This window comes from Maribellus comscasis (assembly GCF_009762775.1).
GTDB classification, from domain to species: domain Bacteria; phylum Bacteroidota; class Bacteroidia; order Bacteroidales; family Prolixibacteraceae; genus Draconibacterium; species Draconibacterium comscasis.
Map to the genome: position 1 here is coordinate 1159346 of NZ_CP046401.1, position 17662 is coordinate 1177007.

Annotated in this window: 12 protein-coding genes; 9 read left to right on the top strand and 3 right to left on the bottom strand. The window is 38.8% G+C overall.

Annotated features, from left to right (window positions below; translation table 11 throughout):
• Nucleotides 1-93 precede the first annotated feature (93 nt).
• The 6 genes from GM418_RS04785 (at nucleotide 94) to GM418_RS04810 (ending at nucleotide 10486) form a co-directional block, all read left to right on the top strand.
• On the top strand, nucleotides 94-3177 hold the full coding sequence (locus GM418_RS04785) for a tetratricopeptide repeat protein (RefSeq protein ID WP_158863683.1): 3084 nt from the start codon (nucleotides 94-96) through the stop codon (nucleotides 3175-3177).
• An 11-nt stretch (nucleotides 3178-3188) separates the two neighbouring features.
• Complete coding sequence (locus GM418_RS04790) at nucleotides 3189-4991, top strand: hypothetical protein (RefSeq protein ID WP_158863685.1); 1803 nt, start codon at nucleotides 3189-3191, stop codon at nucleotides 4989-4991.
• A 305-nt stretch (nucleotides 4992-5296) separates the two neighbouring features.
• Nucleotides 5297-7267 (top strand): DNA topoisomerase (ATP-hydrolyzing) subunit B, encoded by a 1971-nt coding sequence (gyrB, locus tag GM418_RS04795; RefSeq protein ID WP_158863687.1) that lies wholly within the window; start codon nucleotides 5297-5299, stop codon nucleotides 7265-7267.
• A 28-nt stretch (nucleotides 7268-7295) separates the two neighbouring features.
• A complete protein-coding gene (locus tag GM418_RS04800) occupies nucleotides 7296-7883 on the top strand; it encodes an LOG family protein (RefSeq protein WP_158863689.1) in 588 nt (195 codons plus the stop codon).
• A 188-nt stretch (nucleotides 7884-8071) separates the two neighbouring features.
• Entirely contained in the window at nucleotides 8072-9511 is a 1440-nt protein-coding gene (locus GM418_RS04805; RefSeq protein WP_158863691.1) for a Do family serine endopeptidase, read from the top strand.
• Nucleotides 9512-9625: 114 nt separating this feature from the next.
• Complete coding sequence (locus GM418_RS04810) at nucleotides 9626-10486, top strand: sigma-70 family RNA polymerase sigma factor (protein ID WP_158863693.1); 861 nt, start codon at nucleotides 9626-9628, stop codon at nucleotides 10484-10486.
• A 42-nt stretch (nucleotides 10487-10528) separates the two neighbouring features.
• Here the strand turns inward: GM418_RS04810 and rlmD are convergent, their stop codons facing one another.
• On the bottom strand, nucleotides 10529-11935 hold the full coding sequence (rlmD, locus tag GM418_RS04815) for a 23S rRNA (uracil(1939)-C(5))-methyltransferase RlmD (RefSeq protein WP_158863695.1): 1407 nt from the start codon (nucleotides 11933-11935) through the stop codon (nucleotides 10529-10531).
• A gap of 415 nt (nucleotides 11936-12350) precedes the next feature.
• On the opposite strand from rlmD, the gene abc-f reads away from it, so the two are divergent.
• Nucleotides 12351-14294, top strand: a complete 1944-nt coding sequence (abc-f, locus tag GM418_RS04820; protein WP_158863697.1) for a ribosomal protection-like ABC-F family protein — start codon at nucleotides 12351-12353, stop codon at nucleotides 14292-14294.
• The gene (gene rlmB, locus GM418_RS04825; RefSeq protein ID WP_158863699.1) at nucleotides 14294-15034 is read left to right on the top strand and encodes a 23S rRNA (guanosine(2251)-2'-O)-methyltransferase RlmB; all 741 of its coding nucleotides are present in this window, start codon (nucleotides 14294-14296) and stop codon (nucleotides 15032-15034) included. The genes abc-f and rlmB overlap by 1 nt, the downstream gene beginning before the upstream one ends.
• Here rlmB and GM418_RS04830 read toward each other — a convergent pair.
• Nucleotides 15025-15492, bottom strand: a complete 468-nt coding sequence (locus GM418_RS04830) for an Lrp/AsnC family transcriptional regulator (RefSeq protein ID WP_158863701.1) — start codon at nucleotides 15490-15492, stop codon at nucleotides 15025-15027. The genes rlmB and GM418_RS04830 overlap by 10 nt on opposite strands.
• Before the next feature lie 253 nt (nucleotides 15493-15745).
• Here GM418_RS04830 and GM418_RS04835 point away from each other — a divergent pair, with 253 nt between their 5' ends.
• The gene (locus GM418_RS04835) at nucleotides 15746-17074 is read left to right on the top strand and encodes an ammonium transporter (protein WP_158863703.1); all 1329 of its coding nucleotides are present in this window, start codon (nucleotides 15746-15748) and stop codon (nucleotides 17072-17074) included.
• A gap of 45 nt (nucleotides 17075-17119) precedes the next feature.
• On the opposite strand, the gene GM418_RS04840 is transcribed toward GM418_RS04835, so the two are convergent.
• Entirely contained in the window at nucleotides 17120-17602 is a 483-nt protein-coding gene (locus GM418_RS04840) for an Lrp/AsnC family transcriptional regulator (protein ID WP_158863705.1), read from the bottom strand.
• Nucleotides 17603-17662 lie beyond the last annotated feature (60 nt).

Genomic DNA, 17662 nt, shown 5'->3' on the forward strand with positions numbered 1-17662 from the left:
AAAAATAAATTTACCCAAAACAGAGTTTAATAAAAAAAAGATAAATCTTGACAATGGTTAAGATTTCATTTTAGGAAAAGAAACAAAAGGAACATGAAAACAATACCAATTCTAATTCTATTACCTTTACTGCTTTTTACTCAACAACAGCTGTTTGCACAGCAAACCGAGTACTTTACGGATATTCAAAAAGACATTGAACTTGGAAAAGAGTTATTTGAGCAGGAAAAGTACAACGCTGTTTTCCACCAATTTGAAAAAATACAAAAAAAAGTAGAAGAGAAATCGGAACTCTATTCTGAAGCGGAGTTTTACAAATCGGTAGCAGCACTTCGTGCCGGGCATTCTGCAGGAGGGAAAATGGTTGATAACTTTATTGAAGAACACCCGGAGAGTCCGTATATCAACCGGGCCTGGCTCAACCTGGGCGACTACCAGTTTGGAAAACGCCAATATTTAGTCGCCCTGAGAAGTTTCTCAAATGTTGACAGGTCTGATATCACACAGGAAGAACAAATCAAGCTTCATTATCAAACGGGATATTCTCATTTAATGACCGATAACCTTGAACAGGCTGCATCAGAATTTTACCAGATAAAAGATGCCAATAATTTTTACAGCAAACCGGCCTCCTACTACTGGGCTCATATTATGTACCTTGATGAAAATTACGAAGCAGCATTGCAGGGTTTTTCCAAACTCGACGGAGATCCGACCTACTCGCAAGTCATTCCTCTGTATGTGAGCCATATATATTACAAACAGGAAAAATACGACGAGGTAATTAATTATACCAGTTCGATTATTGATGATGTTGCGGAGGAACACAAAACAGAATTATCAAAAATTCTGGGGGACTCTTATTTTCATTTAAATCAATATGCTGAAGCTATCCCCTATCTGGAAACCTATTACAATTCCCCGGGGCCAAAAACCCGCGAAGACGGCTACATTTTAGGTTTCTGCTATTATCATGCAGGCAATTACGACAAGGCGGCTCCGCTTCTTGAAAAAGCATCAAAGGGAAACGATGAAATGGCACAGAACGCCTATTATCACCTGGCCGATTCCTACATCCAACTGGATGAAAAAGAAAAGGCGCGTGTTGCTTTTGGTGCTGCTTCGGAATTGGATTTTAACGACCGGATTAAAGAAGACGCCTTATTTAGTTATGCAAAACTAACCTACGAATTATCCTACTCTCCTTTTAATGAAACCATAAAAGCTTTTGACAAATACATCAGTTTATATCCGAATTCAGAACGAAACGCGGAAGCTTATCGCTATTTGGTTGAAGTATTTATGGTAACACGGAATTACAGTGATGCAATCAATTCCATTGAAAAAATTCAAAATAAAACACCTGCTGTTTTGCGGGCCTATCAAAGAGTCACATTTTACCGCGGGCTTGAATTGTTTAACAATCTGGCCTACAACCAAGCGATCGATTATTTTGATATTTCTCTTCAAAACGGAAGTTATGACCGTGAATTAAATGCCCGGGCATTATTCTGGAAAGCTGAAGCACTGTATCGGGTGGGTGATTACAACAATTCAATTTCCGCCTACAACCAGTTTTTGCGAACAGCGGGGTCTTATTCACTCCCGGAGTTTCAAAATGCCGAGTACAACCAGGCTTACGCTTATTTTAAACTGGAAGATTACGAAGCGGCAGCGTCACATTTCAGAAAATACATTAATGCGATGAAGGGGCAGCGAACTGCCAAACTGGCTGACGCATTAAACCGCGTTGGCGATTACTATTATTTGAATACCAATTATTCAACAGCTCTGCAATATTACCAGCAATCATACAATATGAAAATCTATGAGCCCGACTATGCTCTTTTTCAAATTGCTTTCTGCCAGGGGCTCGGCCGAAATCAGCAACAAAAAATTAGTAACCTGGAACGTTTGCTGGCCGATTATCCCGAATCAGAATATCAGGACGACGCCCTATATGAACTCGGACGCGCGCACGAGCGGCTCGGGCATGGCTATGATGCACAACAACAGTACCAGCAAATTATTGCCAACTACTCGCAGGGAAGTTATTACAGAAAAGCCCAACTCCAGCTGGGTTTAATCAATTACAACAACGGAGACTACGCTCAGGCGCTTACCCATTATAAGGAAGTAGCTGAAAAATTTCCCGGAACAGAAGAAGCTCAAGCAGCTTTATCGGGAATCAGAAATTGTTATGTGGAGCTCAATAATGTAGATGAATATTTTTCTTACGCACAGCGTTTGGGAAGCGGCGCCAGTGTAACAACCTCCGAACAGGATGAACTGAGTTACCAGGCAGCTGAAAGAGCATATATGGCCGGAGACTCCGGCTCTTCAACACAGTTGCAGCGTTACCTGCAACAATTTCCAAACGGAAAATATACACTCAACGCTCATTTTTACCTGGCGGAATCGTTATATAAAGAAGGAAAATATTCAGAAGCAAATGAACACTATACAACCGTAGCCATGCAACCCTCCAACATATTCAGTGAACAAGCGCTTTCGCGGGCTTCAGAGCTTACCTATAACGCCCAGGATTACGAACAGGCACTGGAAATGTTCAACCGTCTTGAAAATGCGGCGAACAGCAAATGGAATGTATTAAAAGCATATACCGGACAAATGCGTTGTCACTTCCGAAGCAACCGCTTACCTGAAGCAATAACTGCTGCGGCAAAAGTTAAAAAATCGGATATCGCAAATGAGGCTTTAATCCGGGAGGCAAACTACATAACAGGAAAAGCATATTACGAGCAGGATAATTTAAGCCTGGCGCTGCCCGAACTCCGAAAAGTATCGCTGGATACAAAACTGGAAGAAGGAGCTGAAGCAAAATATCTGGTTGCAGAAATTTATTTTCATCAAAACAATAAGGTCGAAGCTGAAAATCAAATCGACGACTTTATTTCAAAAGGAACTCCCTACTTATTCTGGCTTGGAAAAGCTTTCCTTTTGCTATCTGATATCTACATGGACAACAACCAGGAATTTGACGCAAAACACACATTGCGAAGCCTGATTGAAAACTACAACAACGATACAGATGGAATAAAAGATGAAGCTTCCAGAAAACTGGCAACCATAGAGGCCAGTGAAAAACGCGAACAACAGGAAGCCATCGATAATTCTCTACAACTGGAATTAAACAAAAAAGAAAACGAAAACTAAAAGCAGAAAAAATGAGAAGCGAGAATATAAAATACATCCTTTCAATTTTGTTGATTTTTGCCGTTACTGTTGCCCGTGCGCAGCGTGACACGACATTAACCCAGGAGGTGGAAGTTGTAAAAGCCTACAACCCTACAATTTCGGATGCCAACAAAATTAATGACATGCCCAAAATTGAGGAGGAAGAACATCAGAAACCAACATTTAATTACAGTATTTTCAGCCAACCCATCTATAACGCCTTCTCGGTAAACGAGTTGAAAGCAGCCACAGTTTCGATGCCACCGGAAGAAAATACCGGTTTTGGCCTGGTACGTGCCGGTCTGGGAAATTATAACAAACCCTATGGCGAAGTCTTTTTTAACAGTCAAAACACAAAAAACACCATTTTCGGGTTACACGGAAAACACTTGTCATCGCATGGAAAATTAAAACTGGAAGGTGGCGACAAAGTAAAAGCTCCATTTTCGGAGAATGAAGCTGAAATGTTTATAAAACACCTGTTCAGAAGTTCCATTTTGTCCGTAAATCTCGATTTTACGCACAATGGCTTTAATTACTACGGTTATCCGGTTGATTCCATCCCGGCTGTTCTTAAGGAGGAAGATCAGCAAATAAACTATTTGGGGCAACGACAAACCTTTAGCAAAGGAGGAATAAACATCAACCTTCAAAGCGAAAACAACAACCGGAAAGATTTTACTTTTGATTTCAATTTTCTTTATGACTATTTTGGTACCAAAACCGACCAGCGGGAACATTTTGGCGAATTCAGCGCCGACATAAATAAACCGTTGAATACCGGCTCTGCAATACTAAATGCCGGAATTACTTTTGTAAAAGCGGATAACGTCTTTAACCGACACCTCGATACAATGGCAACAAGCCAGCAGATGTGGTTTACAGTAAAGCCAGCTTATTATTTAGGTGGCGACATGGCAAATATCAGGATTGGATTTAACTCCTGGATTGTTCAGGACAACAATGCAGATTTGGTGGCTAAAATCGCACCCAATGTCCGGCTAAATTTTGCACCGGTAAAAGAAATCATCAATATTTTTGCCGGTGTTGACGGAAACTATGTAAATAACCACTACTCAAAGATTGCTTATGAAAATCCGTTTGTTGATCCGGAACATGATGTAGTAAACAGTTTTGAAAAATTACATTTTTACGGCGGTTTCGACGGGAAATTTGCAACCAAAACCAACTTCAAACTTTCCGTGGACTACTCCATGATAAACGAGCAGCCGCTTTATTATCTGTTTGAATATGTTTATCCAACCACGGGGCCCCTCCCGAGTCCTTCAGTAGTCGATAATGATTTTGATATCTTATATGACGATTTAGACTTACTTAAATTTAATGCTGAAATATTTCATACTGCTTCAGAGAAACTTGATCTTTTACTTACCGGAAACTACTATGTATACAAAATGAACGAACAGGAAGAAGCCTGGAATCTCCCCGACTGGGATGCTAAACTTTCGCTGGGATACAAAATCTCCGATCAGTTAAGTGTTTCATCCGATATTTATGCAATAGGCTCAAGAACGGCCTTAATAGCAGAATCCACAGGCTTTGATCCACGACCAGCCCCTTTTATTGAATTGACAGAATCGCCAACAGTAACATTAAAATCATACAACCTGAACACCGTGATTGATATGAATTTTAACGCCAGTTACAAAATAACCCAAAACTTTTCACTGTTTGGCCAGCTTAATAATTTTGGTTTTCAGAAGTATGAAAGGTGGTTCGGTTACCCTGTACAAAGTTTTAATTTTCTGGCTGGTTTAAGCTACGCATTTTAAAATATAGAAAACGACCATAATGAAGGAGGGGTATTTTACCTCCTTTTTTAGTTTAAAACACCCTGTTTTACTTACTCATTTTCAAGTTCATAAATTGTTAAAAAAAACGCTTAACAAATGCCTTGAAATCAAGGCTTCTTCGTTAATTTTTGCTATATTTGGCCGATGATTTTACGATGATTGAAAAATCAAAATAAAAAATTGATAATCAACTAGTTTCCTATCGAAAGTAAACTATACTTTTTGACATGGAAACTATTTTATTTTAATGGAAAAAGAGAAAATATAATTTAAGTAATACAAGAATGAGTGAATTAGAAAAAAACGGCCTTACAAACGGAGGGAATGGAAATTATTCTGCAGACAGTATTCAGGTACTGGAAGGCCTTGAAGCGGTAAGAAAAAGACCGTCGATGTACATTGGCGATACCAACGAAAAGGGATTACACCACTTGGTTTACGAAGTTGTAGATAATTCAATTGATGAAGCTCTTGCCGGCTATTGCGATAAAATAGAAGTTATCATTCATGAAGACAATTCAATTACTGTAAAAGATAACGGGAGGGGAATTCCCACTGAAAAACACACAAAAGAAAATAAATCGGCACTGGAAGTTGTAATGACAGTATTGCATGCCGGTGGAAAGTTTGATAAAGATTCATACAAAGTTTCAGGAGGTTTGCATGGTGTTGGTGTTTCCTGTGTAAATGCACTTTCAACACATTTAAAAGCAGAAATTCACCGCGACGGCAAAATCTGGGTTCAGGAATATTCAATCGGCAAACCAAAGTATGAAGCAAAAATAATAGGTGACACCGATATTACCGGAACAATTGTAACTTTCAAACCCGATGAATCAATATTCCAAATAACAACATACAAATACGAAATTCTTGCTGCCAGGTTAAGAGAGCTTGCTTTTCTGAATGCGGGAATTAAGCTTGACATTATTGACGAAAGACAGCAGGACGAAAACGGAGATCCAAAGACGGATAATTATTTTTCAGAAGATGGATTGAAGGAATTTGTCCAGTATCTCGATGATACCAGAGTACCGCTCACTCCTGAGGTAATCCATATCACTACAGAAAAAAACAATATTCCTGTTGAAATTGCATTGCAATACAATACTTCCTTTTCGGAAAATATTCATTCTTATGTGAATAATATTAATACCATTGAAGGAGGTACGCATTTAACCGGTTTTCGCCGTGGTTTAACAAGAACCCTGAAAAACTATGCTGATCATTCAGGAATGCTTACCAAATTAAAATTTGATATCAGTGGCGATGATTTTAGAGAAGGCCTGACTGCCGTTATTTCAGTAAAAGTTGCCGAACCTCAGTTTGAAGGACAAACAAAAACAAAGCTGGGGAACTCAGAAGTCAGTTTATCTGTAGACCAGGCGGTTAGCGAAGCATTATCATTTTACCTGGAGGAAAATCCAAAATCGGCCAAAACCATTGTCAACAAAGTAATTCTGGCTGCTCAGGCCAGACATGCCGCAAGAAAAGCCCGTGAAATGGTGCAGCGAAAAAATGCATTATCGGGTGGTGGCTTGCCGGGAAAACTAAGTGACTGTTCCGAAAAGGACCCGGCAAAATGTGAAGTCTTTCTTGTTGAGGGAGACTCTGCAGGAGGTACTGCCAAACAAGGCCGCGACCGCAAAACACAGGCTATTCTTCCTCTTAGGGGTAAAATCCTGAATGTTGAAAAAGCAATGCAGCACAAAATATTTGAAAACGAAGAGATTAAAAATATTTTTACCGCATTGGGGGTGAATATCGGAACAGAAGAAGATTCCAAGGCATTAAATATGGAAAAACTCCGTTATCATAAAATTGTGATTATGACCGATGCCGATGTGGATGGCAGCCACATTGCAACATTAATAATGACTTTTTTCTTCCGCTATATGCAGGATTTAATTAAAAAAGGATATTTATACATCGCAGCTCCTCCGCTTTTCCTTGTAAAAAAAGGAAAAAGAGAAGCTTATGCATGGTCAGAAAAACAACGCCTGGAAATAATTAATGACTGGGTTGATGGTAACGAAAGTGCAGTTCATACGCAACGTTACAAAGGTTTGGGTGAAATGAACGCCGAGCAGCTTTGGTCGACTACCATGAATCCGGAATCGCGTATGTTGCAGCAGGTAACCATTGAAAATGCGGCTGAGGCAGATCATATTTTCTCAATGTTAATGGGTGATGATGTTCCGCCCCGCCGTAAGTTTATAGAGGATCATGCTACTTATGCAAATATTGATGCTTAAGGCAATCGTTAACCCAAGTTGAAACACTATGAATATTTGCGTATTTTCTTCATCCAGCAACGCTATTTCTGACGTTTATTTCCAGGAAGCGGAAAAATTGGGAAAGCTCATCGGAGAAGGCGGACACACCTTAATAAACGGGGGAGCCAATGTAGGTTTGATGGAAGCTACAACAATAGCTGCCAAAAAAGCAGGAGCAAAAACAGTGGGGATTATCCCGGAACGTTTAAATGGTTATTCGCTTACTTCAGATAACGCTCACGAAGTAATTGTAACAGCTGACATGCAGGAGCGAAAGGCAAAAATGCGTGAAATATCTGACGCCTTTGTAGCAATGCCGGGAGGCTTTGGAACTTTAGAAGAAATATTGGAAGTTATAACCTTACGACAGTTGTCGTATCATACAAAACCTATTGTTTTTTTAAATACAAACAATTTTTACAAATATCTGATCAAACAATTTGAGACATCATACTCAGAAATGTTTGCCAGAGAAATCAACAGAAAATCGTTCTATGTTGCAAAAACGGCAGAAGAAGTGATAGATTATTTGATTAACTATATTCCGGTTGAACTGGATAGAAAATGGTTTGTTGTACCTAAAAAGGAAGTTTAATAACTGACAAAATTACATGGTGCAGATGTTTTGATTTTATCTTTTTAACAAAAATTCGCCTGTGTTGTTAAATAATGCAAAATGATATGGTTCTTATTATACCTATTCAAACAACGGCAATATATTTGCGTTTTATCCAAATGCAAATAATTAAAGAATTAAGTAAGAACTAATAATTGTTTTTAGCTATGAAAAAATTAAGTAGATATTCAGTTACACTATTATTGGTAGTTGCAGGAGCTTTCATCGCCGTTTGGACTTACAGCAAATTCTTCGACAAACAGGAAGTAGTAACAATAAAAGAGGAACAACCATTAAAATATGCGGCTCTTCCTGGTGAAAGCGGCGCAGTATTACCAGATTTAACGTATGCTGCTGAGAATTCAATACATTCAGTGGTGCATATTGCCACACAATCGGTTCGAGGCGGAGGCTGGTCGAGTGGAAATCCGTTTCTGGATGACTTTTTTGGGTTAAGAAGAAATCAACAACCACAAATAGCCCGGGGATTTGGGTCAGGTGTTATCCTGTCCGAAGATGGTTTTATTGTAACCAACAACCATGTAATTGAGGAAGCACAGAAAATTAAAGTGATTTTAAACGACAAAAGAGAGTTTGATGCCCGTTTGGTAGGCACAGACCCTTCCACCGATATTGCACTTTTAAAAGTAGATGCCGATGACTTACCATACTTAACTTATGGTGAATCCGATGATCTAAGACTGGGGGAATGGGTTTTGGCAGTTGGCAACCCGTTTAATCTTACCTCAACAGTTACAGCAGGTATTGTTAGCGCACGCGCCCGAAATCTTGGAATCAATACCGATCAAATGGCAATAGAATCATTCATTCAGACCGATGCTGCAGTGAACCCGGGCAACAGCGGTGGTGCACTCGTTAATCAGCAAGGCAAACTGGTAGGAATAAATACTGCCATTGCTTCAAGAACGGGTTCATATTCAGGTTACTCATTTGCAGTTCCTGTTTCAATTGTTAAAAAAGTGGTCGCTGACCTGAAAGAATTTGGTGAAGTTCAACGGGCGCTGCTTGGAGTTAACATTGGAGATGTGAATGCCGAAATAGCAGAGGAATTAAACCTTGACAATGTTGACGGAGTCTATGTTGCAGGTGTTACAGAAAATGGTGCTGCCAGAGAAGCGGGGATAAAAGAAGAAGATGTAATCGTAAGTGTCCAGGGCGATAAAGTTAGGTCATCTGCGGAGTTACAGGAAAAGATAAGTCAGTTCCGTCCGGGTGATGATGTAAAAATTGTTGTACTTCGGGACGGAGAAAGGAAACAATTTACCGTAACACTACGTAATAAACACGGTGACACACAAATTGTAAGAGACAGATCATCATATTTGGGCGCTGACTTTGAAGAAGTTAGCAACAATGAGAAAAATAATTTGGATATCAAATACGGTATCAAAATCAAAAATCTCAACAAAGGAAAATTACGAGATGCTGGCCTCAAAGAAGGATTTATTATCACAAACGTGAACAAAAAGCCCATTTATGAGGTCAATGATTTAAAAAGAGAGATTGGAAATGCGAGAGGAGGAATTTTAGTTGAAGGTATTTATCCAAACGGAGAATTAGCATATTTCGTTTTTGGAACGGATTAAAAAAACTTCCGGAACTATCTTTAACTATTTATTATCAAATTTTTCTTTGATAAGTTTTCTCCTTGATCATTAAATTATAATGTTCTATATTTGCACGTTTTTTAAGGAGAGTTTATGAGACAGCTAAAGATCACAAAGTCAATTACTAATCGGGAGAGTGCCTCTTTAGACAAGTATCTTCAGGAGATAGGAAAAGAAGAGCTTATTACTGTAGAAGAAGAAGTCGAATTAGCACAAAGGATTAAAAAAGGAGATCAGGCTGCTTTAGAAAAATTGACCAGAGCCAATTTACGATTCGTAGTATCGGTTGCCAAGCAATACCAAAACCAAGGTTTAAGCTTGCCCGACTTAATTAATGAAGGTAATCTGGGATTAATCAAAGCAGCAGAAAAATTCGATGAAACCCGCGGTTTTAAGTTTATTTCCTATGCAGTATGGTGGATACGTCAGTCCATTCTTCAAGCGCTTGCTGAACAGTCGAGAATTGTTCGTTTACCATTGAACCAGGTAGGTTCGTTAAATAAGATTAACAAAGCATTCTCAAAATTTGAGCAAGAACACGAACGCAAGCCTTCACCTGAGGAATTAGCTGATTCACTTGAACTCCCTGCCGATAAAGTAGCAGATACATTAAGAGTTTCCGGAAGACATGTTTCTGTGGATGCTCCTTTTGTGGACGGAGAAGACAACAGTCTGCTTGACGTGCTGGTGAACAACGACTCACCAAACGCCGATAAAAGCCTGATTATGGAATCGCTTGCAAGAGAGATTCACCGTGCTTTAGCTACATTAACCGAAAGGGAAAGTGACATTATCCGATTATTCTTTGGCATCGGTTGCCAGGAAATGACTTTGGAAGAAATTGGGGAACGATTTGGCCTGACTCGTGAAAGAGTTCGTCAAATCAAAGAAAAAGCGATCAGGCGGTTACGCCATACATCGCGAAGCAAATTATTGAAATCATATCTTGGTTAAGATATTTAAAGGTTGCTGTTGAGCAACCTTTTTTTTTATCAATTATTTCAACCCCATCAAAACAACGTTTTCCACATGATGTGTATGCGGAAACATGTCAACCGGCTGCACCTTTTGAATTTTATAATAGTCTGAAATCATCGCCAGATCGCGCGCCTGAGTCGCCGGATTACAACTAACATAAACAATTCTTTCCGGTCTGATATTTAAAATGGTATGTACCACGTCGGCATGCATGCCCGCTCTTGGCGGATCCGTAATAATCACATCAGGCTTCCCATGCTCTGACACAAAACCACCATTCAATACCATTTTCATATCGCCTGCAAAAAACGAAGTATTATTAATACCATTGATTTCTGAATTTACTTTTGCATCTTCAATAGCCTCCGGAACATATTCTATCCCAATCACTCTTTTTGCATTTGCAGCCAAAAAATTTGCAATAGTTCCGGTCCCGGTATATAAATCATAAACTGTTTCAGCTCCGGTAAGCTGTGCAAAATCGCGCGCAACTTTATACAATTCATACGCCTGCTTTGAATTGGTCTGATAGAAACTCTTCGGTCCAATTTTAAATTTAAGTCCTTCCATCTCCTCCCAAATGTAATCGCGACCGTCAAAAATTTCTATTTCCTGGTCTGTTATTGTATCATTCCCTTTCTGATTAATTACATACATAAGCGAAGTTATTCCAGGAAACTGCTTTTTCACAGCCTCAAGCAGCTTCTCTCTCTTATCCACATCTTCGTGAAAAAAAGATACTATCAGCATCACTTCTCCAGTACTACTTGTACGAACAATCATCGTTCTCAAAAATCCCTCCTGTTCTTTTATATCAAAAAAATCTAAAGAATTGGAAATCGCGTAATTGTATATAAAGTTTCTTATTTTATTTGACGGTTCAGGCTGTAACCAGCATTTTTTTATATTTATTACCTTATCAAACAAGCCCGGAACATGAAAACCGAGTGCATCCAGATTTCCGACTTCTTTTTCAGAATTAATTTCATCGTTCGAAAGCCATCTTTTATTGGAAAAAGTAAACTCCAGCTTGTTCCGATAAAAAGTATCAGTTGCAGATCCCTGAATTGGTGAAACACCGGGTAAGTCAAGCCTTCCGATTCGTCTAAGCTGATCCCTGACCTGGTTTTCCTTGTAGAACAGTTGTTTCTTATAGGGTAAGAACTGCCATTTACATCCTCCACAAGTACCAAAATGTTCGCAAAAAGCATCCACTCTGTCTTTTGAATATTCATGAACCTTTGTTACAAAAGCTTCCTCGTATCTCTTCCGTTTTTTGGTAACCTGCAAATCAACAACATCTCCGGGAACAACCAAGCGTGTGAAAACCACTTTATCCCCAACTCTCGCAAGAGCTTTACCTTCAGATCCGATATCTTCTATTTTAACCTTTTCATATAAAGGCTTCTTTCTTTTTCTTCCCACTTTCTTTTTTGGCAAATATAAACTCTTTACCTAAATTTCTTTTGAAATTATTCCCAATTTGATTCCCATATGAAAAATGACCTTCCCAAAATGAGAAAACCACCCGACTTACTGTCTTTTACACATTTTTTAATTATGATTGATTTGTTCGTATGAAAGTTTTTTACTTATCTTTGAACTGATTTAATGGTTGGTTTTATTTTCAATAAATAAAACTTTATAGGGGAAAGCGACTTCTGTATTTATGATTGGTTTTGTGTTTAGGGGTTTGTAAATCATCAATCATCTTCAAAAAGCGTCCATAGTGCTTTCCCCTTCCTTCTTTTTACCCGTAAGGGTAATTTTTTTGCCTTTTACATTCATCTCTCACAATTCATCTTTAATCATTATCTTTGGCAACTTTTCAATATTCTTTATGATTTCACTTGATAAAATATATTTAAATTTTGGCGGTTTTGATTTGTTTAGAGAAATAAGTTTTCTAATCAATCCCAAAGACAGAATCGGACTGGTAGGCAAAAATGGTGCGGGTAAAACAACTTTACTCAAATTAATCACGGGAATTGAAAAACCTTCATCGGGAACGGTTACTTTGCCCAGGGATACTACTCTCGGCTATTTGCCGCAGCAGATGCATATTACTGACACCCGAACACTAATTGAAGAGACAACCCTCGCATTTGACAAAATAATCAGCCTTGAAAAAGAAATAACAAAAACAAACCAGGAGATTGCTGAGAGCGAAGACTATCACTCGCCGGAGTATTTAAGAAATTTAGATAAATTAACGGAACTCAACGAAAGGTATTCAATACTTGGTGGGGAAAACTATGAAGCTGAATTGGAACAAACACTCCTGGGCCTCGGATTTGAAAGAAGTGATTTTGACCGGCCTACTTCAGAATTTAGCGGTGGCTGGCGAATGCGTGTAGAACTTGCAAAACTTCTGTTAAAAAAACCCGATGTATTTCTTCTGGATGAGCCAACCAACCACCTGGATATCGAATCGATTCAGTGGCTTGAAGATTTTTTGAAAAATTATAAAGGCGCAGTTGTTTTAGTCTCACACGATAGGGCATTTCTTGATGCAGTTTGCAACCGTACAATTGAAATAACACTGGGAAAAATAAATGACCAGAAAATGAACTATTCCTCTTTTGTAAACTGGAAAAATGAGCAGAAAGAAATTCAACTGGCAGCATACAGAAACCAACAGAAGTTAATCGACGATACGGAGAAATTTATTGAACGATTTAGATACAAAGCAACTAAAGCCGTGCAGGTTCAGTCGAGAATAAAACAACTTGAAAAACTCGACAGGATTGAAATAGAAGAAGAGGACAAATCAAAAATAAATATAAAGTTTCCCCCTGCGCCACACTCAGGGAGAGATATTGTAAAAGCAAAACACATCAGTAAAAAATATGACAATCATTTGGTTCTTGACAATGTAGATTTATACATCGAAAAGGGCGAAAAAGTAGCTTTTGTTGGACGAAACGGGGAAGGCAAAACCACGCTCGCCCGGATTATCATGAATGAATTGGGATACCAGGGAGACTTTACATTGGGGCACAATGTAAAAATCGGATATTTTGCACAGAACCAGGCCCAATTGCTAAATAATGAATTAACGGTTTTTGAAACCATTGATGAAATTGCTGTTGGCGATGTAAGAACAAAAATCAGAGATATCCTGGGCGCTTTTCTCTTTCCTGGCGAGGACATTGATAAAAAAGTGAAAGTATTAAGCGGAGGTGAAAAATCGCGTTTGGCCATGATACGACTGATGCTGGAGCCTGTTAATTTTTTAATCCTTGATGAGCCAACCAACCATCTGGATATGAAATCAAAAGAAATCTTAAAAAACGCCCTTGCTGATTTTTCGGGGACAGTTTTGGTTGTTTCCCACGATCGCGATTTTCTGGATGGACTGGTCAATTGTGTCTATGAATTCAGAAATAAAAAAATCAAACAACATCTTGGAGGCATCTATGATTTTCTTCAAAAAAAGAAAATAGAATCGTTAAAAGAACTGGAAGTAAAAAACAACTCCAGTTCAAGAAGCACAGTACAGATAAATTCATCTGCTGATGAAATTAGTTTTGAAGACAAAAAAGAAATAAATAAAACCATCTCCAGGTATGAAAAACAGGTGGAAAATACCGAAAATAAAATCACAGAGTTGGAAGAAGAAATTGCTAAATTAGATGCAATTTTATCCCAACCCGAAAATCTCGATGATCATTCGGTTTTTGAAAAATACAATGATTTAAAAAGCGAGCTTGAAATTACGATGCAAAATTGGGAACAACAGCAAAAAAAGCTGGAAAGCTGGCAGGCAAAAAAAATATGGTAATGAATAAAGATGAATTTGTTTTTGGAACCCGGGCGGTAATTGAAGCAATAAAAACCAATCGACACATTGACAAAATATTTTTAAAAAAAGGGCTGAAGAATGAGCTTTCGCAGGAGCTTTTTCAACTGGTAAGAGAAGAGCAGATTCCATTTCAGTTTGTGCCTCTGGAAAAAATAAACCGGATTACCAGAAAAAACCATCAAGGTGTTTTGGCACTTTTATCCCCAATTGAATACCATAATATCGAAACACTGTTACCCGGCATTTACGAATCGGGGAAAGATCCCCTAATTTTAATTCTCGACCAGGTGACCGATGTCCGAAACTTCGGGGCTATGGTGCGGTCGGCCGAATGTGCAGGAGTAAACGCAATTGTGATTCCGGAAAAGGGAACGGCAAGAATTGGAGCCGATGCGGTAAAAACATCAGCCGGAGCTATCCACCATGTACCAATTTGTAAAGTACAGGGATTGGCAAAAACAATCGAATTTCTCAAGAACTCAGGAATAAAGATTGTTGCTGCAACCGAAAAGGCGAATACGATATATTCTGATTCAAAACTAAATATACCCCTGGCTATTGTTATGGGCTCCGAAGACACCGGGATTTCAAATCCAATCCTGCAACTTACCGACGAACAGTTAACGATACCAATTTTAGGCAAAATTGAATCACTCAACGTTTCAGTTGCAGCAGCAATTATAATGTACGAAGTTGTTCGTCAACGGTCTCAACTATGAACAGGGATAGTTCTTTTAAATGACTCTTCCAAAGAAATAAAAGTCTCGGTGCTGGCTACACCCGGTATTTTTTGAATTTCTCCGCTCAAAATCGTTTTTAAATGCTCGTTGTCTTTGGCATATACCTTAATAAAAATGGCATATGCGCCAGTGGTATAATGACATTCAACAATCTCGGGAATCAATTTTAACCGGTTTACGACTTCCGAAAAAAGTCCACCCTTTTCCAAAAAAATTCCAATGTAGGTGCAGGTTCTGAAATCAACCTTTTTGGGATTTATATGATACCCCGAGCCTGTGATAACCTCCAGTTCAATCATTCTGTTTACGCGCTGATGAACAGCAGCTCTTGATATCCCCACTTCTTTGGCTACATCTTTAAATGGTATTCTCGCATTCCTGGTGATTATATCCAATATCTTCAAATCAACCTCGTCCAAATTATTCCTCAGTGTCATGTTTTTACAATTTTCCAACAAAAATACCAAAAAAGAAACAAAAATTCTATAAATAGGTCTACATGACAGCAAAATCTAACAATATGAAAATAATACCCTCTGAATGTTAAACCACTACCAAGTTGTTATCAAATTGTTAACAAATACTTCGTTATAGTTTCAATTTTCTTTAAAATTATTGGCTTTATTTGTGGATTGATATTTTTACGAAAGTTTGAATATCAGACAGACAGCAATTTAAATTTATATTATAATGAAAAACAAAGTTAGTTGGTGGCTAATTCTTGGCCTCCTCGTTATTGCTGCGCTCTTAGGCGTAGTAATTCCTACCGGTATGGGAGAACAAGACTATTCAAACCTGGTTGCGGGTGATACTGCCTGGATGTTAACCGCAACAGGTCTTGTGTTATTAATGACTCCGGGTCTCGCATTTTTTTATGGCGGCATGGTGCAACCCAGAAATATTATTTCTACCATGCTTCAAAGTTTTATAGCCATGGGTATTGTTAGCGTTTTATGGGTAATTGTGGGTTTTAGTATAGCTTTTGGCGACAGTATTGGCCCTGAAGGATTTGGTCTCTTTGGTAATCCTGCGACTTTCTTTATGTTTAGAGGAGTTGGCGGAGGAACCGATCCGGATCTGGCTCCCACATTTCCACTTGCAGTTTTTGCTATGTTTCAACTAAAATTTGCAATAATAACTCCGGCCTTAATTACTGGTTCTTTTGCAGGAAGGGTAAGATTCAGGGCTTATATGTTATTTATGTGTTTGTTTGTAATATTTATTTATGCGCCACTGGCACACTGGACCTGGCATCCAAATGGATTTCTCAGAAATTGGGGAGTACTTGATTTTGCAGGAGGCACTGTTGTACATATGTCGGCAGGTTTTGCAGCATTGGCCGGAGCCATGTTCTTGGGAAGGAGAAAAGATGCTCACAAAGAATTTAAGCCAGCCAATATCCCCTATATTTTGTTGGGGGCTGGTATGCTTTGGTTTGGTTGGTTCGGATTTAATGCCGGTTCTGCTCTTGCAGCTGACTCAGTTGCGGCAACAGCCCTGGTAAACACCAATACCGCGTCGGCTGCTGCCATGCTAACCTGGATATTTTTTGATGCTGCAAAAGGGAAAAAACCATCGGCCGTTGGTGCAGCTATTGGTTTGGTCGTAGGACTTGTGGCCATCACTCCGGCTGCAGGTTTTGTAAATGTTGGCTCAAGCATCTTTATTGGTGTTATCGCCGCGATAATTAGTAATTATGCTATCGCACTCAGAACTAAATCAATGCTGGACGATACACTCGATGTATTCCCGGCACACGGTATGGGCGGCATCGTCGGGATGTTGGCTACAGCAGTTTTTGCTAACGAAGTAGGCTTAATACACGGGCACATTACAACATTCCTGTTCCACCTGCTTGCGCTTGTTATAGTTGGCGTTTTTACTTTTGGAGGATCTATTTTAATGTATAAAATAACAGATTTAATCGTTCCGCTGAGAATCTCGCCTCATGGCGAAAAAATTGGCCTTGATATCAGCCAGCATGATGAATCTTATGATTTTGTTTATAAAGAAGAATAAGAATATCAACAGAAAAATAAGAAAGCCGGGGAATGCCCGGCTTTCTTATTTTATAGGAACTTGTCTTTTAAAATCCATTTCCAGTGAAATAAAAGTTTCTGTTCGTGCTATCCCTTCAACATCTTGCAATTCCTGATCGATTAACTGTTTAAGATGTTTATTTGTTTTTGTTTGAATTTTTACAAATATGGCATATTGCCCCGTTACATAATGGCATTCCACTACTTCCGGAATATTACGTAATGCCTCAACTACCTGAGTGTGAAACTTAGCCTTATCGAGATAAATTCCCATGTAAGCACAGGTATTGTATCCCAATTTCTGCGGATTAACAACAAATTCGCTCCCTGAAACAACCCCAATATTTAATAACCGCTGTACTCTTTGGTGAATAGCTGCACCTGAAACCCCACATTCTCTTGCCACCTCCAAAAAGGGAATTCTTGCATTTTTAGTTATTAACTTCAAAATCTTTTCATCCAGTTCGTCAATATCCGCCGCCTGCTCAAGGTATTCTTTTGTATTCATTTCAACTTTCTGTAATTATCCGGTTACAAATTATTAAACAAATGTAGAAATTTTTGGCAA